The organism is Bradyrhizobium yuanmingense (assembly GCF_900094575.1).
Classification (GTDB): Bacteria; Pseudomonadota; Alphaproteobacteria; order Rhizobiales; family Xanthobacteraceae; genus Bradyrhizobium; species Bradyrhizobium yuanmingense.
Genome location: NZ_FMAE01000003.1, coordinates 74,174 through 98,531, shown reverse-complemented (window position 1 = coordinate 98,531; position 24,358 = coordinate 74,174). Strand labels below are relative to the sequence as shown.

At 64.9% G+C, this 24,358-nt stretch carries 25 protein-coding genes; 15 read left to right on the top strand and 10 right to left on the bottom strand.

The annotated features are described in order from the left end of the window. Positions 1 to 43: 43 nt before the first annotated feature. Entirely contained in the window at positions 44 to 1,540 is a 1,497-nt protein-coding gene (locus GA0061099_RS10210) for an aldehyde dehydrogenase family protein (protein WP_036021038.1), read from the bottom strand. Positions 1,541 to 1,722: 182 nt separating this feature from the next. Here GA0061099_RS10210 and GA0061099_RS10205 point away from each other — a divergent pair, with 182 nt between their 5' ends. The 6 genes from GA0061099_RS10205 (at position 1,723) to GA0061099_RS10180 (ending at position 8,087) form a co-directional block, all read left to right on the top strand. Beyond that, the gene (locus GA0061099_RS10205; RefSeq protein ID WP_036021036.1) at positions 1,723 to 2,568 is read left to right on the top strand and encodes an SDR family NAD(P)-dependent oxidoreductase; all 846 of its coding nucleotides are present in this window, start codon (positions 1,723 to 1,725) and stop codon (positions 2,566 to 2,568) included. A gap of 343 nt (positions 2,569 to 2,911) precedes the next feature. Continuing rightward, positions 2,912 to 3,721, top strand: a complete 810-nt coding sequence (locus GA0061099_RS10200; RefSeq protein WP_035997250.1) for a crotonase/enoyl-CoA hydratase family protein — start codon at positions 2,912 to 2,914, stop codon at positions 3,719 to 3,721. Positions 3,722 to 3,731: 10 nt separating this feature from the next. Beyond that, positions 3,732 to 5,615, top strand: coding sequence for a feruloyl-CoA synthase (locus tag GA0061099_RS10195; protein WP_036021034.1), 1,884 nt, complete (start codon positions 3,732 to 3,734; stop codon positions 5,613 to 5,615). Positions 5,616 to 5,640: 25 nt separating this feature from the next. Further along, positions 5,641 to 6,402 carry an SDR family NAD(P)-dependent oxidoreductase gene (locus GA0061099_RS10190; RefSeq protein ID WP_036021029.1) on the top strand — a complete coding sequence of 254 codons (762 nt, stop codon included), beginning with the start codon at positions 5,641 to 5,643 and terminating at the stop codon, positions 6,400 to 6,402. A 23-nt stretch (positions 6,403 to 6,425) separates the two neighbouring features. Beyond that, entirely contained in the window at positions 6,426 to 6,845 is a 420-nt protein-coding gene (locus tag GA0061099_RS10185) for an acyl-CoA thioesterase (protein WP_035997242.1), read from the top strand. 90 nt (positions 6,846 to 6,935) lie between these two features. Beyond that, positions 6,936 to 8,087 carry an ABC transporter substrate-binding protein gene (locus tag GA0061099_RS10180; protein ID WP_035997239.1) on the top strand — a complete coding sequence of 384 codons (1,152 nt, stop codon included), beginning with the start codon at positions 6,936 to 6,938 and terminating at the stop codon, positions 8,085 to 8,087. A gap of 260 nt (positions 8,088 to 8,347) precedes the next feature. On the opposite strand, the gene GA0061099_RS10175 is transcribed toward GA0061099_RS10180, so the two are convergent. Next, on the bottom strand, positions 8,348 to 9,076 hold the full coding sequence (locus GA0061099_RS10175; protein ID WP_036021027.1) for a glutathione S-transferase family protein: 729 nt from the start codon (positions 9,074 to 9,076) through the stop codon (positions 8,348 to 8,350). Positions 9,077 to 9,114: 38 nt separating this feature from the next. Beyond that, positions 9,115 to 9,390 (bottom strand): hypothetical protein, encoded by a 276-nt coding sequence (locus tag GA0061099_RS10170; protein ID WP_035997233.1) that lies wholly within the window; start codon positions 9,388 to 9,390, stop codon positions 9,115 to 9,117. A gap of 113 nt (positions 9,391 to 9,503) precedes the next feature. Here GA0061099_RS10170 and GA0061099_RS10165 point away from each other — a divergent pair, with 113 nt between their 5' ends. Beyond that, a complete protein-coding gene (locus GA0061099_RS10165) occupies positions 9,504 to 10,202 on the top strand; it encodes a helix-turn-helix transcriptional regulator (protein WP_025033709.1) in 699 nt (232 codons plus the stop codon). Positions 10,203 to 10,207: 5 nt separating this feature from the next. Then, on the top strand, positions 10,208 to 10,522 hold the full coding sequence (locus tag GA0061099_RS10160; protein ID WP_035997229.1) for a YkgJ family cysteine cluster protein: 315 nt from the start codon (positions 10,208 to 10,210) through the stop codon (positions 10,520 to 10,522). Here GA0061099_RS10160 and GA0061099_RS41065 read toward each other — a convergent pair. After that, positions 10,519 to 10,917 carry a hypothetical protein gene (locus GA0061099_RS41065; RefSeq protein ID WP_035997226.1) on the bottom strand — a complete coding sequence of 133 codons (399 nt, stop codon included), beginning with the start codon at positions 10,915 to 10,917 and terminating at the stop codon, positions 10,519 to 10,521. The genes GA0061099_RS10160 and GA0061099_RS41065 overlap by 4 nt on opposite strands. A 281-nt stretch (positions 10,918 to 11,198) precedes the next feature. Beyond that, positions 11,199 to 11,546, bottom strand: coding sequence for a DUF3307 domain-containing protein (locus GA0061099_RS10150; protein WP_050995827.1), 348 nt, complete (start codon positions 11,544 to 11,546; stop codon positions 11,199 to 11,201). Between the two features lie 403 nt (positions 11,547 to 11,949). On the opposite strand from GA0061099_RS10150, the gene GA0061099_RS10145 reads away from it, so the two are divergent. From GA0061099_RS10145 to GA0061099_RS10135, 3 genes are all read left to right on the top strand, one after another. Then, positions 11,950 to 13,395: a TAXI family TRAP transporter solute-binding subunit gene (locus GA0061099_RS10145; protein WP_074447677.1), complete on the top strand. Its 1,446-nt coding sequence runs from the start codon at positions 11,950 to 11,952 to the stop codon at positions 13,393 to 13,395. A 291-nt stretch (positions 13,396 to 13,686) separates the two neighbouring features. Further along, positions 13,687 to 13,905, top strand: coding sequence for a hypothetical protein (locus GA0061099_RS10140; RefSeq protein WP_035997220.1), 219 nt, complete (start codon positions 13,687 to 13,689; stop codon positions 13,903 to 13,905). A 123-nt stretch (positions 13,906 to 14,028) separates the two neighbouring features. Next, entirely contained in the window at positions 14,029 to 14,814 is a 786-nt protein-coding gene (locus GA0061099_RS10135; RefSeq protein ID WP_036021024.1) for an enoyl-CoA hydratase/isomerase family protein, read from the top strand. Between the two features lie 7 nt (positions 14,815 to 14,821). Here GA0061099_RS10135 and GA0061099_RS10130 read toward each other — a convergent pair whose 3' ends face one another. Then, on the bottom strand, positions 14,822 to 15,466 hold the full coding sequence (locus tag GA0061099_RS10130) for a glutathione S-transferase family protein (RefSeq protein WP_036021105.1): 645 nt from the start codon (positions 15,464 to 15,466) through the stop codon (positions 14,822 to 14,824). 86 nt (positions 15,467 to 15,552) lie between these two features. Here GA0061099_RS10130 and GA0061099_RS10125 point away from each other — a divergent pair, with 86 nt between their 5' ends. Both GA0061099_RS10125 and GA0061099_RS10120 read left to right on the top strand, forming a co-directional pair. After that, positions 15,553 to 16,533: a helix-turn-helix transcriptional regulator gene (locus GA0061099_RS10125; protein ID WP_036021021.1), complete on the top strand. Its 981-nt coding sequence runs from the start codon at positions 15,553 to 15,555 to the stop codon at positions 16,531 to 16,533. A gap of 137 nt (positions 16,534 to 16,670) precedes the next feature. Further along, positions 16,671 to 16,919 carry a hypothetical protein gene (locus GA0061099_RS10120; protein WP_035997328.1) on the top strand — a complete coding sequence of 83 codons (249 nt, stop codon included), beginning with the start codon at positions 16,671 to 16,673 and terminating at the stop codon, positions 16,917 to 16,919. Between the two features lie 56 nt (positions 16,920 to 16,975). Here the strand turns inward: GA0061099_RS10120 and GA0061099_RS10115 are convergent, their stop codons facing one another. The 3 genes from GA0061099_RS10115 to GA0061099_RS10105 all read right to left on the bottom strand — a co-directional run bounded on the left by GA0061099_RS10115 (position 16,976) and on the right by GA0061099_RS10105 (position 19,905). Beyond that, positions 16,976 to 17,923: a fatty acid desaturase gene (locus GA0061099_RS10115; protein WP_036021019.1), complete on the bottom strand. Its 948-nt coding sequence runs from the start codon at positions 17,921 to 17,923 to the stop codon at positions 16,976 to 16,978. A gap of 15 nt (positions 17,924 to 17,938) precedes the next feature. After that, entirely contained in the window at positions 17,939 to 18,955 is a 1,017-nt protein-coding gene (locus tag GA0061099_RS10110; RefSeq protein ID WP_036021017.1) for an alpha/beta fold hydrolase, read from the bottom strand. 146 nt (positions 18,956 to 19,101) lie between these two features. Further along, the gene (locus GA0061099_RS10105) at positions 19,102 to 19,905 is read right to left on the bottom strand and encodes an MBL fold metallo-hydrolase (RefSeq protein ID WP_036021015.1); all 804 of its coding nucleotides are present in this window, start codon (positions 19,903 to 19,905) and stop codon (positions 19,102 to 19,104) included. A 186-nt stretch (positions 19,906 to 20,091) separates the two neighbouring features. Between GA0061099_RS10105 and GA0061099_RS10100 the strand changes: the two genes are divergently transcribed. Together GA0061099_RS10100 and GA0061099_RS10095 are read left to right on the top strand one after the other, a co-directional pair. Then, positions 20,092 to 21,291, top strand: a complete 1,200-nt coding sequence (locus GA0061099_RS10100) for an MFS transporter (protein WP_036021013.1) — start codon at positions 20,092 to 20,094, stop codon at positions 21,289 to 21,291. A gap of 203 nt (positions 21,292 to 21,494) precedes the next feature. Continuing rightward, entirely contained in the window at positions 21,495 to 22,445 is a 951-nt protein-coding gene (locus GA0061099_RS10095) for an AraC family transcriptional regulator (RefSeq protein WP_036021010.1), read from the top strand. Between the two features lie 35 nt (positions 22,446 to 22,480). On the opposite strand, the gene GA0061099_RS10090 is transcribed toward GA0061099_RS10095, so the two are convergent. Further along, positions 22,481 to 24,094: an acyl-CoA synthetase gene (locus tag GA0061099_RS10090; RefSeq protein ID WP_074447676.1), complete on the bottom strand. Its 1,614-nt coding sequence runs from the start codon at positions 24,092 to 24,094 to the stop codon at positions 22,481 to 22,483. Positions 24,095 to 24,358: the final 264 nt, after the last annotated feature.

Genomic DNA, 24,358 nt, shown 5'->3' with positions numbered 1-24,358 from the left:
CGGCCTCTCCCCGCAAGCGGGGAGAGGCGAAGGAGAGCCGGCCTTACGCCGTCTTGATCCAGACGGCCTTCACGTTGAGATATTCCTCGACGTGCTGCTTGCCGGATTCGCGGCCGTAGCCGCTCATCTTGTAGCCGCCGAACGGCACGGCCGGATCCATCGCCTGGTAGCAGTTGACCCACACCGAGCCGGCACGCAAGCGTTTCGCCACCGCATGGGCCTTGCTGACGTCGCGCGTCCACAGACCGGAGCCGAGGCCGAACGTGGTGTTGTTGGCGCGTTTGACCAGCTCGTCCATGTCCTTGAACGCGATTGCGGAGATGACGGGGCCGAAAATCTCCTCCTGCGCGATGCGCATGTTGTCCTCGACACCCGCGAACACCGTCGGCGAGACGAAGAAGCCCTTCGACAGCGCGCCTTCGGTGACCCGTCCGCCGCCGGCAAGCGCCTTCGCGCCCTCCTTCTGGCCGATGTCGAGATAGCCGGTGACGCGTTCGAGCTGCTGCTCCGAGACGAGCGGCCCGATCTGCACGTTGGGATCGAGGCCGTTGCCGACCTGCAGCTTCTTGCCGAACTCGGCGACGCGGCCGACGAACTCGTCGTAGATCGAGTGCTCGACGAACAGGCGCGTTCCGGCGCTGCAGATCTGCCCTGAATTGGCGAACACCGCCATCGCCGCGCCGGGCACGGCGGCGTCGAGATCGGCATCGGCGAACACGATGTCCGGCGACTTGCCGCCGAGCTCGAGCGAGACGCGCTTGAGATTGCCGGCGGACGCACGGATGATCGACTGGCCCGTGACATGCGAGCCGGTGAAGGCGACCTTGTCGACGTCGTGATGCGAGGCGAGCGCCGCCCCCGCGGTCTCGCCATAGCCGGGGACAACGTTGATGACGCCGGGCGGCACGCCCGCTTCCATTGCGAGCTCGGCGATGCGCAGCGAGGTCAGCGGCGCTTCTTCGGCAGGCTTGAGCACCACGGTGCAGCCGGTCGCGATCGCCGGACCGATCTTCCAGATCGTCGCAGTGAGCGGCCCGTTCCAGGGAATGATGGCGCCGACGACGCCGATCGGCTCCTTCAGCGTGTAGGAGAATATCTCGCCGGGTAGCGAGTTCTCGATGGTCTCGCCGTGGATCGCGGTGGTCTGGCCGGCGTAATAGCGCAGCATGCCGACGGCGCGCAGGCGGTAGGCACGGGTGCGGCTCAGCGGCGCGCCCATGTCGAGCGTGTCGAGCTGCGACAATTCGTCGAAATTCTTCTCGACGAGATCGGCGAGCCTCAGGAGCAGGTTCTGCCGCTCGAACGGCTTGACCTTACTCCACGGGCCTTCGAAAGCGCGACGCGCGGCCGCGACCGCACAATCGATGTCTTCCTTGTCGCCTTCGGCGACGGTTGCGAGCAGCTCGCCGGTGGCGGGATTGCGGGTCTCGAAGCGCTTGCCCGAGGCTGCATCGACCCACTTGCCGTCGATCAGCATCTGCTTGTAGGACCCGTTGGCGAACGGATGGCGCGTGATCGGAATAGCCTGCGACACAGCCATGGCTGCACTCCCTGTCAGTTGAATTGATTGGTTCGATCTGGGCGGGATCGTTCCGCCGAGGATACAGCCGCGCCTGATAGGCGTAAAGGCAGCGCGGAACGAAGACCTCCCATGCCGACTTGTGCAGGGTCGCATCGCTGCCATGCTATAGCTCGGCTGAAGGCTTTCCACGGAGACGCTCGATGTCACATCCCGCCATCGTCAAGAACAATGTTGCCGTGATCACGGGTGGCGCAGCCGGCATCGGATTTGCCGCCGCCGCGGCATTTGCGCGCGCTGGAATGAAGGTATGTATCGCTGACGTCGACGAGACACGCTTGGCAGAAGCTGCAACAAAATTGTCATCCGTAACATCGGCCGCAAACGTCATGACCTCGGCCGTCGATGTCAGCAAGATCGAGAGCGTGACGGAACTCGAGCGCGCCGTCCACGCGCGGTTCGGCGGCACCGATGTCCTCATGAACAATGCCGGCATTCAGCCCGGCAGCACGTTGTTCGACGCGCCGGATAATTGGCAACGCATCATCGCCGTGAACATGTGGGGCATCATCAACGGCTCGCGCATCTTCGCGCCAAACATGATCGCCCGTGGCAGGCGCGGCCTCATCATCAACACCGGTTCCAAGCAGGGCATCACCACGCCGCCCGGCGATCCCGCCTACAACGTCTCCAAGGCCGGCGTGAAGGCCTTCACCGAGGCGCTCCAGCACGAGTTGCGCAACACGAATGACTGTCGCGTCACGGCGCACCTGCTGATCCCGGGCTTCGTCTTCACCGGCCTGACCGCAAAGGGACGCACCGAGAAGCCGGCCGGCGCCTGGACGCCGGAGCAGACGGTCGATTTCATGCTGGCGCGGCTGGAGGCCGGCGACTTCTACATTCTCTGCCCGGACAATGACGTGCCGCGCGTGCTCGACGAGAAGCGCATGCTCTGGGCGGCCGGCGATATCGTCGAGAACCGCCCGCCATTGTCGCGCTGGCATCCGGATTACGCCGATGCGTTCGCGAAGTTTGTGGCGCGAGAGTAGGCCTGCACCGCTCTCTCGCTCGCCCCCAGGGCTATCGCATATGACTTGTGGCGGCGGTCTGCGCGCACGCCTCGTCCTTCGAGACGGCGCTGACGCGCCTCCTCAGGATGAGGCAAATCGGCGTCAGTGCCCGTTGAAACTGCTGCCGCGCACTCCGACCTCATCCTGAGGAGCCCGCCTCAAGCGGGCGTCTCGAAGGATGGCCGCAGGGAAAATCTCAAATGCGATAGCCCTGCGCTCGCCTCGGCCTCCCGGGAGGGTGGGGTCACGGCCACCTGGCCTTGCCCCACCTTGACTCCCCCAAAATTCGTTATACAACATAACTATTCTGACAAGGACGCAAATGACACAAGGAAACGCCGAGACCGCGAATGCGGGTCCCTCCGGGCTTTTGAGGATCGAGCGGGCGGACCGGGTTCTGACCGTGGGTCTGAACCGGCCGGCCAAGCGCAATGCGCTCAATGACGGCATCATCCTGGAAATCGGCGAGTGTTTTGCGAACCTGCCCGAGGATATCGGCGCGGTCGTCATCCACGGTATCGGCGACCATTTCTCCAGTGGCCTCGACCTCTCCGAGCTGACCGAGCACGACGCCACCGGCGGGCTCCTGCACTCCCAGATGTGGCACCGGGTGTTCGACCGCATCCAGTACAGCCGCGTGCCCGTGATCGCAGCGCTCCGGGGCGCCGTGATCGGCGGCGGGCTCGAGCTTGCCTGCGCGGCCCATATCCGCGTCGCCGAGCCCTCGACCTATTTCGCGCTGCCGGAGGGGCAGCGCGGCATTTTCGTCGGCGGCGGCGGCTCGGTGCGGCTGCCGCGGCTGATCGGCGTTGCCCGGATGATGGACATGATGCTGACGGGACGCGTCTACAGCGCGACCGAGGGCGCGTCCTACGGCTTTGCGCAATATCTGACGGAGGCCGGCAACGGGCTCGGCAAAGCGCTGGAGCTTGCGACCAAGGTGGCGTCCAACGCCCCGCTGACGAATTTTGCCGTGCTCCAGGCGCTGCCGATGATCGCGGAGGCCAATCCGCAGACCGGCCTGTTGATGGAGTCGCTGATGGCCACTGTCGCGCAGAGCGACAAGGAGGCCAAGCGGCGGATCCGCGAATTCCTCGAGCACAAGACCGCGAAGGTGAAGCCCAAATCATGAGCCTAAAGTCATGAGCGCCCAGCCGTCCTCTTCCGGCATCGAGCGCGGCGCGAGCAATTTCCCGCTGCGGCCCATCTCGTTCGGCGATCCCGTCGTCAACATCGAGCGGCGCGACGACGGCACGATTTATCTGCGGCCAAAGCAGCCGCTCGGCGACTATCCGGTCCGCATCACCGACCGCCTGCATCATTGGGCCACGACGACGCCGGACCGCGTCTTCATGGCCGAGCGCGAAGGCGGCCGCGGCTGGCGCAAGATCACCTATGCCGAGCTGCTCACCGCGAGCCGTCACATCGCCTCCGCATTGATCCAGCGCGGCCTGTCGGCCGAGCGGCCGGTCGTCATCCTCTCCGGTAATTCGATCGACCACGCGCTCCTGGCGTTCGGCGCGTTCTATGCCGGCGTTCCGTTCTGCCCGGTGTCGCCGGCCTATTCGCTGGTGTCGAAGGATTACGGCAAGCTGTCCTATCTGATGAAGCTGCTGACGCCGGGCCTCGTCTTCGCCGATGATGCCGACAAGTTCGCCGATGCGCTCGCCGCCAACGTCTCGCTCGGCACCGAGATCGCCGCGTCCTATGGCCACGTGCCGGGCCGCGACGTCACCCTGCTGGCCGATCTGATGGCGACGCCGATCCGTGGCGATCTCGACGACGTTCACGGCAGGATCGGCCCCGACACGATCGCAAAATTCCTGCTGACCTCGGGCTCGACCGGCAATCCCAAGGCCGTCATCAACACCCAGCGCATGATCTGCGCCAATCAGGTGATGCTGCGCGAGACGCTCGCCTTCCTGAAGGACGAGCCGCCGGTCATCATCGATTGGCTGCCGTGGAATCACACCTTCGGCGGCAATCACAACATCGGCCTGACGCTCTACAACGGCGGCTCGATGTATCTGGACGCCGGTAAGCCGGTGCCTGGGGGCATCGAGGAGACCGTGCGCAATCTCCGGGAAATTTCACCGACGGTCTATTTCAACGTGCCCAAGGGCTATGAATCGCTGCTGCCCTATCTGCGCGACGACCAGGGCTTGCGCGCCAAGTTCTTCGACCGGCTGCATGCGATGTTCTTCTCCGGCGCGGCGCTGTCGCCGTTCGTCTGGGACAGCCTCGACGAGCTCGCGGCGAAGGAGAAGGGCTATCGCGTGCCGATGCTGACCGGTCTCGGCGCGACCGAGACCGCGCCGTTCTTCATGTCGGTCAATCCGCGCACCAGCCGCTCCGGCCATGTCGGCCTGCCCGTCTCCGGCAACGACGCCAAGCTGGTGCCGAACAACGGCAAGCTGGAAGTGCGCGCCAAGGGGCCGAACGTGATGCCTGGCTACTGGCGCCAACCCGACATCACGGCAAAATCCTTCGACGAGGAAGGATTTTACAAGATGGGCGATGCGCTCAAGCCCGCCGATCCCGATGATTTCAACGCCGGCTTCGATTTCGACGGCCGCGTCAGCGAGGACTTCAAGCTCGCGAGCGGCACCTGGGTCAGCGTCGGCCCCTTGCGCGCGCGCCTCACCGCGGCCTGCGCGCCCCTGGTGCGCGACGTCGTCATCGCCGGCATCAATCGCGACGAGATCTCCGCGCTGGTCGTGCTCGATCTCGACGGCTGCCGGCTGATCAACCCGACGCTGCCGCCCGACGATCTCGTCGTCGCGACGCGCGACCGCCTGGTGCGCGAGGCGTTCCGCGAGCGTCTGACCCGTTTCCTCGGCCAGGCCACGGGATCCTCGACACGGATCACGCGCGCGATCCTGATGGACACGCCGCTCTCGATCGACAAGGGCGAAGTCACCGACAAGGGCTCGATCAACCAGCGCGCAGTGCTGGAGCATCGCGGCGAGCTGATCGAGGAGCTCTACGCTGCCAATCCGTCGAACCGTGTGATATCGGTCACCTAGAAAAATATCGCCAAAGGAGAACGCCATGTTGTTGAAGGATCAGGCAGCCATCGTCACCGGCGGCGCATCGGGATTGGGCGCGGCCACCGCGCGAAAACTGGCGGCGCAGGGCGCCAAGGTCGCGGTGTGCGACCTCAACACCAAGCTGGCCGAAACGGTCGCGGCGGAGATCAAGGGCATTGCCGTGACCTGCGACGTCTCCGATGCCGCCTCCGCTGAAGCTGCGATCGCGCAGGCCACCAAGGCCCACGGCCCGGCCCGCGTGCTGGTCAATTGCGCCGGCATCGGCGTCGCCAAGCGCGTGGTCGGCCGCGACGGCCCGATGGCGCTCGCCGATTTCGACAAGGTGATCAAGGTCAATTTGATCGGCACCTTCAACATGCTGCGCCTTGCCGCGGCCGAGATGTCCAAGCTCGAGCCGCAGGCGACCGGCGAGCGCGGCGTCATCATCAACACCGCCTCCGTTGCCGCCTATGACGGCCAGATCGGCCAATCCGCCTATTCGGCCTCCAAGGGCGGCATCGTCGGCATGACGCTGCCGATCGCGCGCGAGCTCGCGCAGTTCGGCGTCCGCGTGTTGACGATCGCCCCCGGCCTGTTCCTGACGCCGCTGCTGGCGAACCTGCCGCAGGAAGCGCAGGACTCGCTCGCCGCTGCCATCCCCTTCCCGCGCCGGCTCGGCCAGGCCGACGAATTCGCCGCGCTCGCGCTGCACATGGTCGAGAATGCCTACCTGAACGGCGAGGTGGTGCGCCTCGACGGTTCGCTGCGCATGGCGCCCAAGTAGATTCGTCGAGCAAGGCCAGCCAGATGTTCGTGAACCGGCGCGAGGTCCAGATCCAGTGGGGCGATTGCGACCCCGCAAACATCGTCTACTACCCGCGCTATTTCGCGATGTTCGACGATTCGACCTCGACCCTGTTCGAAGCCGCCGGCTTCTCCAAGCAGGACTTGGTCCGCAAATACGGCCTGGTGGGCATCCCCATGGTCGACACGCGGGCCAAGTTCTACATCCCCTCGACCTATGGCGACTGGATCACCATCGAGACCAGAATCGAGAGCATCAAGCGCTCGAGCTTCGAGGTGAAGCACAACGTCTACAAGGGCGAGGCGCTCGCGATCGAGGGTTTCGAGACCCGCGTCCTGGTCGGCCGCGATCCCGTTAACCCAGACAAATTGAAATCGGCACCATTCCCGGCGGAAATGGTAGCCAAGTTCACGGGGAGTTAAGTCCGGAGCTAAATCGCCGCATCACCAAAAGACGGGGCTGAATTACCCCGCGATTTCTGCTTTCAAATAAACACGTCAAGGGAGGAATAGATGAAACGCTTTTATTTGACCGCTGCCATCACTGCGGCCGCGCTGGCTCTGCCGGCATTGCCCGCGCTGGCCCAGACCAGCGAAGTCACCATCGGCATCACCACCACCACGACCGGCCCGGGTGCGGCACTCGGCATTCCCGAGCGCAACGCGCTGGAATTCGTGCCGAAGGAGATCGGCGGCGTGCCGCTGAAGGTGATCGTGCTCGACGACGGCGGCGATCCCACCACCGCCACCACCAACGCCCGCCGCTTCGTCACCGAATCCAAGGCCGACATCATCATGGGCTCGGCGCTGACGCCGCCGACCATCGCGGTCTCCAATGTCGCCAACGAGGCCGGTATCCCGCACTTCGGTCTGGCACCCTTCCCGATCACGCCGGAGCGCATGAAGTGGTCGGTGGCGATGCCGCAACCGATTCCGATCGTCGGCAAGGTGCTGTACGACCACATGAAGGCCAAGGGCGTGAAGACGCTCGGTTACATCGGCTATTCCGATTCCTACGGCGACCTCTGGTTCAACGATTTGAAGGCGCAGGCCGTGCCGATGGGGATGACCATCGTCGACGAGGAGCGCTTCGCTCGTCCCGACACCTCGGTGACCGGCCAGGTGCTGAAGCTCGTCGCCGCCAATCCCGACGCCATCCTGGTCGGCGCGTCCGGCACCGCGGCCGCGCTGCCGCAGACCGAGCTGCGCGAGCGCGGCTACAAGGGCCTGATCTACCAGACCCACGGCGCCGCCAGCATGGACTTCATCCGCATTGCCGGCAAAGCAGCGGAAGGCGTGCTGATGGCCTCGGGTCCCGTGATGGCCCCCGAGGAACAGCCGGACAGCGCGCTGACCAAGAAGCCCGGCCTCGCGCTGAACTCCGCCTACGAGGCAAAGTACGGCCCCAACAGCCGCAGCCAGTTCGCCGGCCATTCCTTTGATGCGTTCGAGATCCTCAAGCGCGTCATTCCGGCGGCGTTGAAGACGGCCAAGCCCGGCACGCCGGAATTCCGCGAGGCCATCCGCCAGGCGCTGCTGACGGAGAAGGAGCTGGCGGCGAGCCAGGGCGTCTACAACTTCACCGAAAAGGACCGCTACGGCCTCGACGAGCGCTCGCGCATCCTGCTCACGGTGAAGGACGGCAAGTACACGCTGGTGAAGTAGGCGTCGCCAAGATTCGAGACAACGAGAGCCGGCCCACTGGGCCGGCTCTTTGTTTTGGTTAGTGGAGTGAGCTGCAGCTCCGGCACCGGTGCGCCCCCTCTCCCGCTTGCGGGAGAGGGTTGGGGAGAGGTGCCTCCGCGTTGGGACCCTCCGAGACTTACGGAGAAAACCCCCTAGAGGAGAAAACCCTCACCCGGCGCTTCGCGCCGACCTCTCCCGCAAGCGGGAGAGGTTGCACCGAGTCAGCCGATGCACCGCGGCTACGCCGCCTGCCGCAGCGGCGTCCAGGCGAACTCGGGATAATAGTCGTCCATCATGCGGTCGACATAAGCGGTGAGGTTGGGAAATCCCTCGGCCCGCTCGCGCAAAGCGGATTCGAAGAACGGTGAGAGGACGCCGGCGAGCATACCGAACGCAGTGGCATCGACGCCGCAGGGCCTGTTGCCCATCAGGAAGGCTTTGTCGCCGAGCTGCACCGACAGCGCGAACAGCGAACGCACGGCAAGATCGACGTCGTCATCCGGCGCATGGCGGCCGAGGCCAGAGAGCAGATAGTTCTCGGCGACGCGGAATTGAGCGTCCTCGCGCAGCTTCTCGCGATTGTGCTCCGGCGCACCGTCGAAGAAATGCGCGGGCCCCTTGGCGAAATTGACCGGATCGACCCAGCGCGCGCCCACCAGCGCCCAATAGACGTGGTGCTCGATCATGCGCTCGAACGCCCAGGCCTGCGCACGCTCGGCCAAGGTGAGGCCGGCATCGAAATCGAAGCCGTAGCGGCGCTCGATATGGGCCCGGATGAAGGTGGAATCGGCCACCGCCTCGCCGCCATCGTCGATGAAGGGCAGCTGCCCCTTGGGCGAGGCCGGCGGCATCGCCCGCTCTTTCCGATAAGGCAGTCCCGCCATCTTGAGCTGCACCTCGGTCTTGGTGACGAAGGGGCTGATTTCCGGCAGGCCGAAGCCGGCGCCAAAACCGTAAAGCGTGATCATGCAAGCTCTCCTGAACCTGTCGAACGAGTGGAAGGAACCTAGCGGCCGGCTGCTGCCACCATGGTGGCAGCAGCCGTGATATCTTCTGCGAAGCGGGCCCCGCGCCAGGCGCGGCCCATCAGATGGCGGACCAGCGCATCCGCGGCATGGTTCAGCGAGCGTGTCACCACGCTTGCGAGCGCAAATCGGAGATCAACGGCCATGAGATCGAGCGGAACGAGGCGGCCAAACGCCCAAGCCCGCAACATTTGGCCGTGCCACAGCTGCGCCCGCCACAGTGGACCGGCCTGGCCGAAATGGGTTGGAATGATCATGGACAAATCCTCTTCAGTCGATGTGTTGTCCCGGTATAGAACCCCCCTGCTGCCAACATCCTGTCAGCAGCCGCGCGCCGATTTCTGATCCGTCGTTCGAGAAGAGAACTGTCATGAGACGCGCCGACCGGCTGTTTCAAATCATCCAGGTGCTAAGGCGCACGCGTAAGCCGCTGACGGCAGACGCGATCGCGGCCGAGCTCGAGACTTCGAAGCGCACCATCTATCGCGACATCGCAACCCTGATCGGCCAGCGCGTGCCGATCCGCGGCGAAGCCGGCATGGGTTACATCCTCGAAAAGGGTTTCGACCTGCCGCCCCTGATGCTGACGCCGGACGAGATCGAGGCGGCCGTGCTGGGCGCGCAATGGGTCGCAGGCCACGCCGATTCCGCGCTGGCGCGCGCGGCCGAAGACTTGATGGCCAAGATCGCCGATACCGTCCCGGAGCGCCTGCGCCCCTTCGTACTGGAGCCGGCGAGCCGGGCGCGTCCGAGCTGGAACCGGGAACCGGACCGCCTGGACATGGCGCGCACCCGGACCCAGATCCACGAAGGCAAGAAGATCATGCTGCGCTATCGCGACGAACAGGGCCGCCCCAGCGAGCGCATGATCTGGCCGATCTCGGTCGGCTATCTCGAAGCCGTGCGGCTGCTGGCGGCCTGGTGCGAGCTGCGCGGCGACTTCCGCAGCTTCCGCACCGACCGCGTGGTCGAGGCGACCTATCTCGACGAGAAATATCCGGAACGGCGCGACGTGTTGCGCGCGAGATGGCGGCAGAGCCTGGTCTGGGGTCCGCCGAAGGACACGTGAGAACGATGGACGAGACCGAGCTGTCGAGCTGTTGCCAGGGCTGCGGCGCCTGCTGCGGCTATTCGCAGAACTGGCCGCGCTTCTCGATCGAGAGCGACGAGGAGCTTGCGCTGATCCCGGAGGCGCTCGTCAACGACCGGCAATCGGGCATGCGCTGCGAGGGCGATCGCTGCGCGGCATTGCAAGGCGAGATCGGAAGGATGACGGCCTGCGGCATCTATGACGTGCGGCCGGAGGTGTGCCGCACCTGCATGCCTGGTGACGCCGAATGCGCGATGGCGCGGCGGAAGTTCGGCCTGCCCGTTATCGAGGCCGCTTAGGCGGGGACGGCTTCGCCGATCTCGTCGTCGAGCTCGTCATCGAGCGGTGCGAGCACCGAGAGCGGCTTGGTCGACAGCGTGATCGGCTTGCGCCCACCCGTCAGCGACGTCGAAGCTTTCGCGGTGCCTTCGCGCGACAGCGCGAAGAGCGTCGAGCCGACGCGGCCGCCATTCTCGATCAGGTCGCGCTCGCTGCAGCTCGCTGCGATCGCGACCGCCAGCGAGTGCAAATGGCTACGGCGGTAGCAGAACAGCGCCAGCCTGGCGCGCACGTCAGGGGAAACACTCTCAACCAGCCTCGGCAGGCCACTCTCGCTGGCGCGATACATCTCGCCAAGGAGCTCGTCGCGGACCGGGCAGAAATCGCTTTCAAAGGCGTCGCGGCTTGAAAACATTGCAGTTCTCCCTCGTGTAAGGAAGATGCAGCGCAATTCTCTAACGTAAGGTTAACCACGCTGCCCGGTAGTCACCCGGGGTGGTTGCGCGTCGGCCGCGAATCGGTGGGACGCCTTGGTGGGGTTTTCAAAGTCTTCCGCGGCGTCATGGCCGGGCTTGTCCCGACCCTTCACGGAAAGCCAGGAGGCACGAAGAACGTGGAGGCCCGGGACAAGCCCGGGCATGATGATCCCTCGTGCTGATGGCGATTGCCTCTCCCCGAAAGGCCCAAAGGCGACCTTCAGTTCGCCGCCATGAAGATCGCGAGGCCGAAGCCGGTCAGGTGGTGCAGCGCCTGGTCGACGCCGATCAGGGTCCAGAACCAGGGATGGGCGAGGTCGACGCCGAAATTGGCGGAGACGTATCCCTTGGCGCGGTCGATCGTGATGTGGATCAGGAAGTCGAAGAAGGCCACGAACCAGAATCGCGGCGCCACGATCACGATCAGCGGCAGCGCGACGGCAAGGTGGACCAGGCAGTGCACCAGGAGCGGCAGGGCCCAGCCATGCTTCTGATCCTTGCCGTGCGCCATCCAGGCGGTTTGAAGAACGAAATCGGCGATGACGTGCTTGAAGGTGAGCAGCAACATCCAGCCAATGAGCGCTTCAACCGGAATCGCCGATGACATGGGTGGAAACGACAAAGCTGACGCCCTCATTGACGTGACGAGAAGAATTGGAGCGTTCAGCGCAACTTCTTCTTGGACCGGTCAAATCGCCGGGACGCGCAATTTATGACATCTCCCGCGGCGGAATGCAGCCGGGTGGAACCGGAAAATCGCCAAGTGTGGCTAACCGGTGATAGGATGGCCAATCGCCGCGGACATATCGACTAAGGTTACCTCCGGCTCGAAATTTGCATTCCGCTGCCTTCGCGCTATCATCGGCGATCGGGAATATCGTTCTTTTTTCAGGCGTTTACGAATTACCGGGCCCGCCGCGCTTCCAAGCCACGCGCCGCCGCCAGCCAAACGATAAGGCCAGAGTGCCGCCATGAGTACCGAAGGCCCCATCGCATCGCCGACCATGCCGCCGCCCCGGCGCCCCAAGGTGATCAAGACCAACCAGCAGCAGGTTCTCCTCTACGTCGTGCTGACCCTGCTGCTGTCGTTCGCCACCGTCTGGGCCGGCCGCACGCTGGTGCACAATTCGGAGACGCTGACCTTTGCCGTCGGCGGCCCCAACAGCGATGAGGCGCTGTTCGCGGCCAAGCTCGCCGCCCTCCTGAAGAACAACGCATCGCGCTTGCGGATCAACATCGTCAACAACGCCGACAATGCCAAGGCGCTCGCACAGTTCGACCGCAGGCAGGCCGACCTCGCCGTGCTGCGCACCGACGCCAAGGTGCCGCTGCGGGCGCGCACGCTCGCGATCCTCGAGCACGATCTCGTGCTCCTGCTCGGTCCCGGCAACAAGAAGATCAAGTCGTTGGCCGAATTGAAGAAGAAGAAGGTCGCGGTCGTCGCCGAGAACGAATCCTCGCTCGCCTTCGTCCGCAGCATCCTCGACGTCCCCGATGGCCCTGAGGCTGCGAAGATCCAGATGGCGCCGCAGGGCGCGACGCTCGACAAGCTGTTCGCCCCGGCAAACGGCTTCAGCGCGGTGATCGCGATCGTCCACGCCTCGAAGGCGGTCCGGGACAAATCCTATGAGCAAGCCGCCAAGCGCGGCGGCTTCACACTGAACACCATCGAAGAAGCCAAGACGCTGGCGCGCAAATTTCCCGGCATTTCCGACGAGACCGTGACAGCTGGCTCGGTGTCGACATCCCCGCAGATTCCCGACGACGATCTCGACACGATCGGTCTCGAATGGCTGCTGGTCGCGCAATCCCGGATGTCCCCAAGCACGGCCGGCGAGCTCGCCCGCATCGTCTACGAGAACAAGTCGGCGCTCGGGCTCGACAACGGCTTTGCCACCAGGATCGAGCCGGCCTCGGTGGAGAAGGACGCCTTCGTGATCGCGCATCGGGGCGCCGCCGACTACATCAACGACGACACCAAGTCGTTCGTGGATAAGTACAGCGACCTGATGTATCTGGGCGTCGCAGCGCTCAGCGTCATCGGCTCGATCTTCGCCGCGATCTACGCCAAGATCACCCGCATCGCGCCGGAGAAGGCCAGCGAGCTCTCGACCGCCATCCTCGACATCGGCGAGCGGATCGAGCACGCCCATTCGCTGGATCAGCTCGAATGTCTCCAGGATGAGCTCGAGACCATCTTGCGCGGTGCCGTCATCGGCCTCAGGGACGGCACGATCAGTACCGACGGCCTCGACACCTTCAAGCTCGGCTACGAATTCGTCCGTGACGAGATCGGCATGCGCCGCGACTATCTGAAACGTCATGCCGGCGAAGCCGACAAGACGGTACGCGATGCCGGCCCGGCTCCGTCGGACGATAGCAATGTCGTGGTGGTGAAGACCGCCCAGAGCGCCTGACCCCGCCGGATTGAGCAACCCACCCACCACGCTCGTGTCCCGGACATGCCGCAATGCCGAAGGCGTTGCGGCGCTGAGCCGGGACTCAGAAGCCGCAGTTTCCGCTGCTCGATGGGCCCCGGCTCTGCAGCGCATCATCACAGCGCGTCGAAGACGCGCGTAAACGCGCTTGTGGTGCTGCGCTGCGTCCGAGACGAGAGTGAGGCTATGCTCCCGACCGATCGCTGCCGGTCGTCTGGAACCCTTCCCACCCGCAACCGTTGGTTTACGGTTGCAACCGGAGAACGCGGCATGCGTGCACTCCTCATCATCCTCCTTCTGGCAATGCTGGCGGCGGCCGGCTACTTCGCCTATTCCGCAATGGCGGTCGAAGGTGAGCCGATCCCGACGGAAGGCTATGTGGCACTGGCGCTGGGCGCGGGGTTTTCCGTCATTGTCGGCGTCGGGCTGATGGTGCTGCTGTTCTTCAGCAGCCGCCGCGGCTACGACGAGCCGCCACATTTCAGGTAAGGCACCCCGCCAGGGACGGCGGCGTGGACGGCAGGCCCGCTGCAGCGGCGCGGCAAACGACCGGCGCCGTCGTTGACGGCCTCCGCCCGGGCGGGCACTTTGGCGCCGACAACGGAGACGAGAATGTCGGACACAGCCGACGCAGCATCTAGCCCCCTGCTCGAAATCATCGGCGCCCGCGCCACCATCCGCCTCAACCGGCCGAAACATCTCAACCGGCTGCAGGCGGAGGATCTCGACGAGCTGACGAGACTGTTCGACCGGGTCGAGGCCGATCCCGATATTCGCGTGCTGGTGCTGACCGGAACCGGGCGCGCCTTCTCCGCCGGCTACGATCTCAATTCGGTCGCGGAACGCGCGGTCAGCGCGGGCGAGCAGCAGAGCGCGGGCTCGGCCTTCGAGGCCGTCGTCAACCGGCTCGAGGATCTCGGCGTGCCGACCATCTGCCGGCTCAATGGCGGCGTCTATGGCGGCTCGACCGACCTCGCACTCGCCTGCGATTTCCGCGTCGGCGTCGATACCGCGGAAATGTTCATGCCGGCGGCGCGCCTTGGGCTGCATTACTACCCGAGCGGCATCAAGCGCTACGTGACCCGCCTCGGCGTCGACAATGCGAAGAAGCTGTTCCTCACCGCGCAGAAGATCGACGCCCCGGAGATGCTGCGCATCGGCTATCTCACCACAATGGTGCCGCTGGAATTCCTGGACGAGGAGGTCGACACGCTCGCTGCGATCCTCGCCGGCAACGCCCCCCAAGCGATGCGCGGCATGAAGCGCGCGATCAACGAGTTCGCCCGCGGCGAGCTCGATGAAGGCGCCGCCGACCGGCGCCACCGCGACAGCATGCGCGGCGACGAGATCAAGGAAGGCATCAAGGCGTTCGCCGACAAGCGGGCACCGCGATTTTGACGCCCTCTCATCCACCCGCCGCGGCGGCATGCTGCGCCGCCATCTCCGCATCTGCGGCATTGATGCGCTGGAACGCCGGCCGCGCTGTCATGCGCTCCGCATAGCGGACGAAGACATCCTTCTTCGGCACGATGCCGAACATCATGGTCCAGCTGAACGCGACGCCCCACAATACGTCGGCCGCCGTCATGCGCTCGCCGAGCAGATAGGGCCCGTTCGCCAGCTGGGCCTCGAGCGCACCCAGCATCGTATCGTAATCGGCATAGGGCGATTGCGTGATCGGCGCCGGCTCTCGCTGCATGAACTTGTCGATCAAGGCCGGCTCGAACGACGACCCATAATAGGCGATCCAGCGCAGATAAGGCCCGCGCAGCGGATCGTTCAGGGCGGGGGTCAGCCCCGCTTGCGGGAACAGGTCGGCGAGATAGATGGTGATTGCGACCTGCTCGGTCACCAGCGCCTCGCCGTGGCGAATCGCCGGCACCTTGCCGAGCGGGTTGAGGGCGAGATAGGCGGGCTTGCGCTGATCCCCGGCCTTCATGTTGAGGACATGGAGCTCGTAAGGGGCTCGCAGCTCCTCGAGCAGCACGCGCGTGCCGGTGGCGCGCGTCTGCGGCGAATAGAACAGCGCGATGCGGTTTGGATCGGTCATGGCGGTCTCCATCTGGCCGGCTGGCGATGGCGCCGCTTGTAGCGGACCATACCTGACATCTTGTGTCAGGTATGGTCTAAGGGATCATGCGCGCGAGCCGGATGCTGTCGATCCTCACCACCCTCCAGGCCAGGGGACAGGTCACCGCGCCGGAGCTCGCGCAGGCCTGCGAAGTGTCGGTGCGCACGATCTATCGGGACATCGACGCGCTCGCGGCGTCCGGCGTTCCCGTTTATGCCGACCGCGGCGCGGAAGGCGGCTATCGGCTGCTCGACGGCTATCGCGTGCGGCTGAACGGGCTGTCGCAGAGCGAGGCGGGCGCGTTGTTCCTGGCGGGATTGCCAGGCCCGGCCGCCGCACTCGGGCTCGATGCTGCGATGATCGCCGCCCAAAACAAGCTGATGGCGGCACTGCCACCGAATTTGCGTGAGGATGCCGGGCGGATGCAGGAGCGTTTCCACTTGGACGCGCCCGGCTGGTTCGGTGAAGCGGAAGACCCGAAGCACCTGCGCACCATCGCCGGCGCCGTGCTGCGCGGGACGCTGATCAGGATCCGGTACCGGAGCTGGCGCGCCGAGAAGCAGCGCCGCGTCGCGCCGCTCGGCCTCGTGCTGAAGGGCGGCAGCTGGTATCTCGCAGGACAAGTCGATGGCAGCGTGCGTACCTATCGCGTCGCACGCGTGCTCGACTGCACAGCCCTCGGCGACCACTTCGATCGTCCCGCCGGCTTCGACCTCGCCGCCCATTGGCGGGCCGCGACGCTGCGGCTCGAAGGCGAGATGCACCCCAATGTTGCGATCGTCCGGCTGTCGCCTTTCGGCGTGAAGCTGCTCGACGCGCTCAGCCAGCCCTATGTCAAGGCACGCACACAGCTCGAGGAGACAACCGATGCAGACGGTTGGCGCATTGCGCGCGTGCCGGTCGGAAAGACATCGTGGCATGCCGCGGCCGAACTGCTGCGGCTCGGCCCGGAAGCCGAAGTCCTGGAGCCTGCTGATCTCCGCGACAAGATGGCCGAGCTGACGCAGGCGATGGCCGCGCGGTATCGCGCGGCGCAGAAAGCCTGATCGCGGCGCATTCTGCCGCAGCCGACGAAACATTCCTGAAACACGATTCTTCCCGCTTGCCATGAACGCGATCGCGTCTCGTCTCGACGGAAATGCAGGGACGCAACAATGGCCCTAGCGCCGAATGGAGAATGAAGATGTTTCGTAAGCTTGCACTTGGTCTGATCGCCGCCGGCACGCTCGGCGTTGCCGCTCTCGCCCCCACCGCGGCCTCGGCCGGCGGCTTCCATCACCATCATGGTCATCACCACTGGGGTCCCGGCTGGGGCTTTGGCGGTATCTACCTCAACACCGGCGTCAGCAATTGCTATCAGGAGCGCCTGGTCCGGACCCGTCACGGCCTGCGCGTGCGCGTCGTGAACGTCTGCGCCTACGGGATCTACTGATATCTCGATATCACGACAAAGCTCCGGTCGCATCGCGGCCGGAGTTTTGCGTTGAGCTAGCCGGCCTGCCGCTGCCGGCGAAACCAGGCCCAGGTTTCGCGCGTCGTTCTGATGTAGCCGCGGCCGCGATGGACGATCTCGCCGTCGACGATCGCGTTCAGCTTCGGCAGGGCGTGAAAGGGGATCGAGGGATAAGCGTGGTGCTCGACATGATACGGCATGTTCCACGCGAACCATTTGACGATGGCACCGGTGTAAGTCGTGCGGGTGTTCTGAAAGGCGCTGCGGGTGCGGTCGCAACCGGTATGCTCGGCGTAGAGATAGGGCCGCAGGAAGAACTGCCCGATCACGAGCGGCACGATCCAGACCCAGAGCAGCAGCGCTGAAGAGAACCACAGCGACAGCGCGAGCAGCAGGGCGTAGAGCGCGACATAGGCGCGCGCCTCGGCAACGATGGTGCTGCGCTTGCTCTCGGGAATCCATGGCACGACGACCTTGCCGGTGATCGCGTGGCCGAGCATCAGCCGCAGACGGCCGGCGACCTGGAGCAGGCCGCTATAGGCGAGCGCAAGCTGGGTGTCGGACGTCGGCTTCACGCCAACGATCAGCTCGGGATCCCTTTCCGGGTCCTGCGTGAAGCGATGATGGTCCCAGTGAAACAGACAATAATATTCGTAAGGCAGCCCGATGATGAACGCCGAGAGATAGCCGACGCCGAGATTGAGGCCCCGGCTCCTGAATGCCGTCTTGTGCGCGGTCTCGTGCACCGCCATGAACAGGAAGGCGACGACATAGCCCTGCACCACCATCAGCGGCAGCGCCCAGAGCGCGCCCCAGCTCGACGAAACCTTCCAGATCAGCACGCCCACCAGCACAATCACGCTGTAATGGCCGAGGCTCTGCACCGCACCTCTGATGTTGGAGCGAACCGACAATTCGCGCAGCGTGGTGGGCGTCAGGGGCTTCAGGCGATGGCCGGCGTCCGGAATGGTTGCGTCGCTCATGGTCGGTTGCGTGCCCTACTTGCGGAGAAGCTCGGCGATCTCGACCTTGATGAAGGCCTGGTCGCGGGGATTGTTGATGGGATTGCCGGAGCGATGGCCATGCAGCGACGGGATCGGATGCAGCACCGCCGATCTCGCGTTGACGAGCTTGCCGAGTTCGTCCTCGTTGTCGTGCACGTCGAAATAACGGTCAGTCGCGCCCGGCATCAGCAGCATGTGGGCCTTGATCGCCGCCAGCGCGCGATCGAGATCGCCGGCGAATGCCCCACACCGACTGATGTCGCCACGCTGCCAGATGCCGATCTGCGCCAGAAGATCGTTGGCATCGCGCCGCGCGAAGGTCGCATCCCAGGCGCGGACGAGATAATCCTCGAGTGAAGTGAAGCCGGCCTCGCGCCAGAGCTCGTCGCGGTAGAAGCCGTGCGACATCGCCCAGCCGGCATAGACGCGTCCCATGGCGCGGTAGCCGGCGACGGGTTTTTCGAGGAAACGACCATCGCGGAAGGCGGGATCGGCCGTGAGCGCGGCCTTCACGCTTTCAAGGAAGACGTAGTTGTAGGGTGCGCAGCGGGCGCTGCCGCAGACGACCGCGGCGCGCTCGACCATGTCCGGATGCAGCGCCGACCAGTGATAGGCCTGCATGCCGCCCATCGACCAGCCATAGACCAGCGCAAGCTTCGAGATGCCAAAGCGCTCGGTGAGCAGCCGGTGCTGGACCGCGACGGCATCGTGATAGCTCACTTCCGGGAAAGGCGCGGGCGTGTTCGAGGGCGACGACGACAGGCCGTTGCCGAACAGGTTCGGGATGATGATGAAGTAGTGCGTGGGATCGAGCACGCCGTCGGGCCCGATCAGCCATTCAATGTCGGTGTGCTGGGCGCTGAACGAGGTCGGATAGAGGATGACGTTGTCTTTGGCCGGGCTCAGCGTGCCGTAGGTCTTGTAGGCGAGCTTCAGCGCGGGAAACACGGACCCGGATTGGAGCGTGACGTCGCCAGCCTCGAAGATGTCGTAGTCGCGCTGCGCCGTCATGCACTCAGCTCCCGCTCACGGAGGCCTTCTCGGCGTCCGCGATGCATCGATCATGCCGGCTTTCGCCGGATGCGTCGCTTTACTTATAGTGTACTATTAGTACAGTTATTCGGCGCCGGCAAGATAAATCCGGTCCGCAACCCGGCTCAGGCGATGGCCGCGAGATAGCGCACGACCGACGCAGCAAACGCCGCCTTGGCACCGCTGGCGATGTTGCGGCCCCACCAGGCGCCATAGATCCGGTCGAAGGCGAACGGCTCGACGGCCGATGCAATCCGCCGCACCGCGGCGGCGTTGAGCGGCATGTAGTTCGGATAGGAATACATGAAGCTGACGAAGCGCCGGTCCATCGTCACCTGCGCGATATCCCCCGTGAGCAGTGCACCCTTGCCGTCCGCACCACGCGCATAATACAGCACGGTGGCGCCGGAGAAGTGGCCTCCGGTGCGCAGCAGCAGCACGTCGTCGGAGAGGCGATGGCTTTCGCCGGTCCAGTGCACGATCGCCGGATGAGGCCGCGTGACAAAGGCGCGATCGTCGGCGTGCAGATAGACCGGCACGCCACCGAACCTGTCGCTCCAGTCGGCGACCGCGCCATAGTAATGCGGATGCGAGATCGCGATGGCCTTGAGACCGCCGAGTGCTGTGATGTGATGGATGGCCTCGTCGCTCGCGAGTGGAATGCAGTCCCACATTACGCAGCCGCCGCCGTCAGGCACCAGCAGCGCCCGCTGCCCGATGGCAAAGCTCGGCTCTATGCCGATCCCGGTCAGGCCGAGATCGTCGCGCCCCACCAGTCGGTGCTTGCGCGCGAGCTCCTCGCGCGTGAGGAAAGCTTGACCATCCCAGCCGACGAACTGGCGCTCGTCCTCGCAGATCGGACAGGCCGCAGGGGGTTTTCCGCTATCCGGGAATTGAGCGCCGCAGGTTGCGCAGGTCCATAGGGGCATCGCGCTGATCCATCATGATCCAGTCTTGCAAGACATGACGTCGCACTCGCCGGATCGCAAGAGCAACCGGAACCAACGCCATGAGAGCAGGTTAAGGTCTGGTCCGCCCGGGCGCACCCGCAGCGCCCGCCGAGTCCGCCTCATGCGAGATCCGATTCGATCGGCAGCATCAAGTTCAGCGTCTCGATGACATCTCGCCCTTCAACGTCTCGCATCTGGCCCCTGTTCGCGCTCAATTTCTTCATGGCCGACATGCAGTCGGGCATCGGGCCGTTCGTCGGGGTCTTCCTTCAGGAACGCGGCTGGGCGACCGGCCTGATCGGCACGGCAATGACGATCGGCAATGTCGCGGGTATGCTGGTCACGACTCCGATCGGCGGCTTCATCGATTCCAGCCGCAACAAGCGGCTGTGGGTGATCATTCCCGGCATCTGCGTCGTCTCGGCGTCTGCAATCATCCTGATCTCGCAAAACTTCTGGGCGGTGACGTTCTCGCAAGTCGCGCAATCGCTGGCGAGCGCCGCAATCGTGCCGGCCGTCACGGGCATCACGCTCGGCATCGCCAAGCAGAAGGGCTTCAATGCGCTCAACGGCCGCAACCAGGCGTACAACCACGCCGGCAACATGGTCGGAGCCGCGCTCTCAGGCTATCTCGGCTACAAGTATGGCTATTTTGCCGTGTTCGCGCTGGCGGCCCTGTTCGGCGCCATCGCGATCGCTTGCGTGCTGATGATTCCAGCCAAGGCGATCGACGATCGCGCCGCGCGCGGCAGCAAGGAGGACGATTCCAAAGCGCCTCCGGATGCGATGACGATGCTGCTGAAGCACAAGGCGCTGCTCGTGCTGGCTCTCGCCCTCGCGCTGTTCCACCTCGGCAATGCCGCGATCGTGCCGCTGTACGGACTTGCCGCGGTCGCCGAGGGACAGGCCAACGGCCCGAGCTTCGTCGCAACCACCGTGGTGATCGCACAGGGCGTGATGATCGTGACCTCGCTGATCGCGATGAAGGCCGCGAGCAAGCGCAATTACTGGCCGGTGATCCTGGTGTCTTTCATGTTCTTGCCGGTCCGCGGCGTGCTCGCCTTCTTCGTCACGGGATGGTGGGGCGTCGTGCCGATGCAGGTGCTCGACGGCATCGGCACCGGACTGCAAACGGTCGCCGTCCCCGGCATGGTCGCGCGCGCGCTCAACGGCACCGGCCGCATCAATCTCGGCCAAGGCGCCGTGATCACCGTGCAGGGCGTCGGCGCGAGCCTCAGCCCGGCTCTCGGCGGCTGGATCGCGCAATGGATCGGCTATGGGCCGACCTTCCTGCTGCTCGGCGGCTTTGGCCTGGCGTCGATCGCGCTGTGGCTGGCCTTCAGTGCGGCGGTGAAGAAATATTGAGCGACAGCGCCGTATGGCAGTCGCGGCGCAACGTGCCCGCCTTCGATCTGCCCAATAAGCAGGCTGCGGCACCTCGTCGCTGGCTCAGCGCGTAGGTGCGAGTGGTTTTTTGCGCAATCTGGCGCTTTTCCAGTTGCCGCATCCCCGGCGCGCCGACGAAAGTGCGGACCGCAATGAATCGGCAATAGGCGTTCCGGCGATCGATGACCCAGCCGCAGCTCTCATTCGATGGCGACCCGAACGGTGCGGCCTATGAACAATGGCGCGAGCAGTTTTGCCGTCAGGTAGCGAACGTCGATTTCGTGCCGGTTGGTGAAGGGCGCGTTCACCGAACCATTGCGCCTGCCATTCTTCCCCGCCTCAGACTCTCGGCCTCGTTCGGCACGCCGATGTCCTTCGTGTCATTGGGAACGAACGACGAGTTGGTGATCACGACGTCGCCCAATTCGGCATTGCGTGGGGCCATGGGGAAACGGCCACTGGAGGTCGCCGCCGGCGACATCACGATCGGCGATCCCTCGATCAAGGGGGCCCAAATCACGCAACTGGCGTATGGTAATTTCCAGACCGCGCTGCTGCCGCGAAAGGCCCTGCTGCGCGCCTGCCCGAATGCCGAGGACCTGATCGCGGGGTCGATCTCCGGCGCCAACCCGATCACATCGATGTTCCTGCGATATTACGATCTCGCGCATGCGCACGCGGACAAGCTCGCGCCGGCGGAGCTCGATGCGGTCTCGCAGCACCTGTTCGACCTCGCCGTCCTGATGCTCGGCGCACGCGGCGATGCCGCCGAAGAGGCTCAATTGCGCGGCCTTGCGGCGGCGCGCTTCGAAGCGCTCAAGTCCGACATCCTGGCGCAGCTGGACAGCCCCGCATTGTCGCTGTCCGACCTTGCAGCCACGCACCGCATCAGCGCGCGCACGATCCAGTTACTGTTCGAGAAGGCCGGCATCACCTATAGCGGCTTCGTGCTGGAGCAACGATTGCTGCGCGCCGAACGACTGCTGCGAAATCCTGCGATGCGCAGCCGCAAGATCATCGAGATCGCGCACCTCGCCGGATTTCACGACGTCTCTTACTTCCATCGCGCGTTTCGCCGCCGTTTCGGAGCGACGCCCGACGACGTCAGGAAGCTGGCTGGCGAGGCCGAATAGGCGAGTTCGCCGCGACGGCGCCGGAACGGCGCCTGCTACGTCCCAAAGCTCTTTTGCACCGCCTTGTCGAGCGTCTCGCCGCCGACGAAGCGCTGGCGCAGCTCGCGCTTGAGCAGCTTGCCGCTCGGATTCTTCGGCAGGGCGTCCACGAAGATCACGCGCTTGGGCACCTTGAAGTGGGCCATATGGCCGGCGCAATGTCTGATGACGGTTTCTTCGTCGAGCTTTGCCCCGGTCTTGACCACGACGATGGCGGTCACCGCCTCGATCCAGCGCGGATCGGGCAGGCCGACGACCGCGACTTCGGAGACCTCCGGGATGCGATAGACCATCTCCTCGACCTCGCGGCTCGCGACGTTCTCGCCGCCGGTCTTGATCATGTCCTTGACGCGGTCGACCACGGTGATGTGGCCTTCCTCGTCGACCGTGGCGAGATCGCCGGAATGAAACCAGCCGCCGGTGAATGCCGCTGCGGTCTTGACCGGATCGTTGTAATAGCCGGAGAGCAGATGCGGCGAGCGATGCACGATCTCGCCGACTTCGCCGACCTTGACGTCCTCCATCGCTGTGTTGACGACGCGCGTCTCGACGTTGAGCACGGGCTTGCCGGCGGAGCCGGCCTTGCGGAGCTGATCCTCCGGCCGCAGCACGGTCGCGAGCGGCGCGATCTCGGTCTGGCCGTAGAAATTCCAGAACTTTACGGCCGGCAGCCGGCGCTGCAATTCGAGCAGCACCTCCACCGGCATGATCGAGGCGCCGTAATAGCCCTTCTGCAACGTCGACAGATCGGTCTTGTCGAAGTTCGGCGAGCGCAGCATCGCGATCCAGATCGTCGGCGGCGCGAAGAACGAGGTGATCCTGTGCGCCTGGATCAGCGCCAGGATGTTGTCGGCCGTCGGCTTGCCCGTGATCACGCCGGAGGCGCCGAGATACACCTGCGGGCCCAGGAACACATCCAGCTGCGCGCAATGATAGAGCGGCAAGGCGTGCAGGAACTTGTCGTCCACGCTCATGCCGCCGTCGATGATGCAGCTGACATACTGCCACATCACGGCTTCATGGGTCAGCATCGCGCCCTTGGGCAGCGATTCCGTGCCCGAGGTGTAGACGATCTGCGCTAGATCGCGGCTGTCGACCGAGGCGTCCAGGAACGAGCCGTCGGGATGCAGGAGATCGTCGAAGGTGGTGAGGTCTGCAGGCGGCGCGGCCGGATCCTCGCCCGGCAGCCAGATCATCTTCTCGACCGCGCAATCCTTCGCGCTCGCCGCGCGTCCCGGCCCGACGAAATCGGGTCCGGTCGCGAGCAGCCTTGCGCCGGAGCTCTTCAGGATGAAATTGATCTCGTCCGGATTGAGCATGAAGTTGATCGGCACCAGCACCGCGCCGATCCGCGCCGCCGCGAAGCGTAGCGCCGCAAAGGCGTGCGAGTTGCGCGAGAGCACGGCGAGGCGGTCGCCCTCGCCAACGCCGAGGCCGAGCAGGCCGCGGCCGAGCCGGTTGCAGATCGCATCCATCTCGGCAAAGCTCCAGCTGACATCGCCGCAGCTCACCGCGAGCTTGTTCGGCTCACGGCCTGCGGAGCGGCGCAGGAGATCGCCGATGGAATGCTCGCGCGCTTTCGAGATGGTGGCTGCAATGTCGCCGGTCATTTCTTCCCCGTGGAATTTTCGCTCGGCAGAAAGGCTGCGAGCTTTCGCGTTTCGCGGAACGTAGTCGGCAGTGTCAGCGACGTCAAATTGCACGCAGGCAAATCAAAACTCGCGAAAACAACCCCATGCACAGTAGACGGGGGTTGCAAAATCAATGGGTTAGGTGGGGAGTGGGATTGGGTGCGGGTTGGGCAGGATTTCAGGAGCCAGAAAGCCGAGGAATCGTGGTGACTCGCCCGTCCGGCTCGCCCAAGCGAGCCGAGG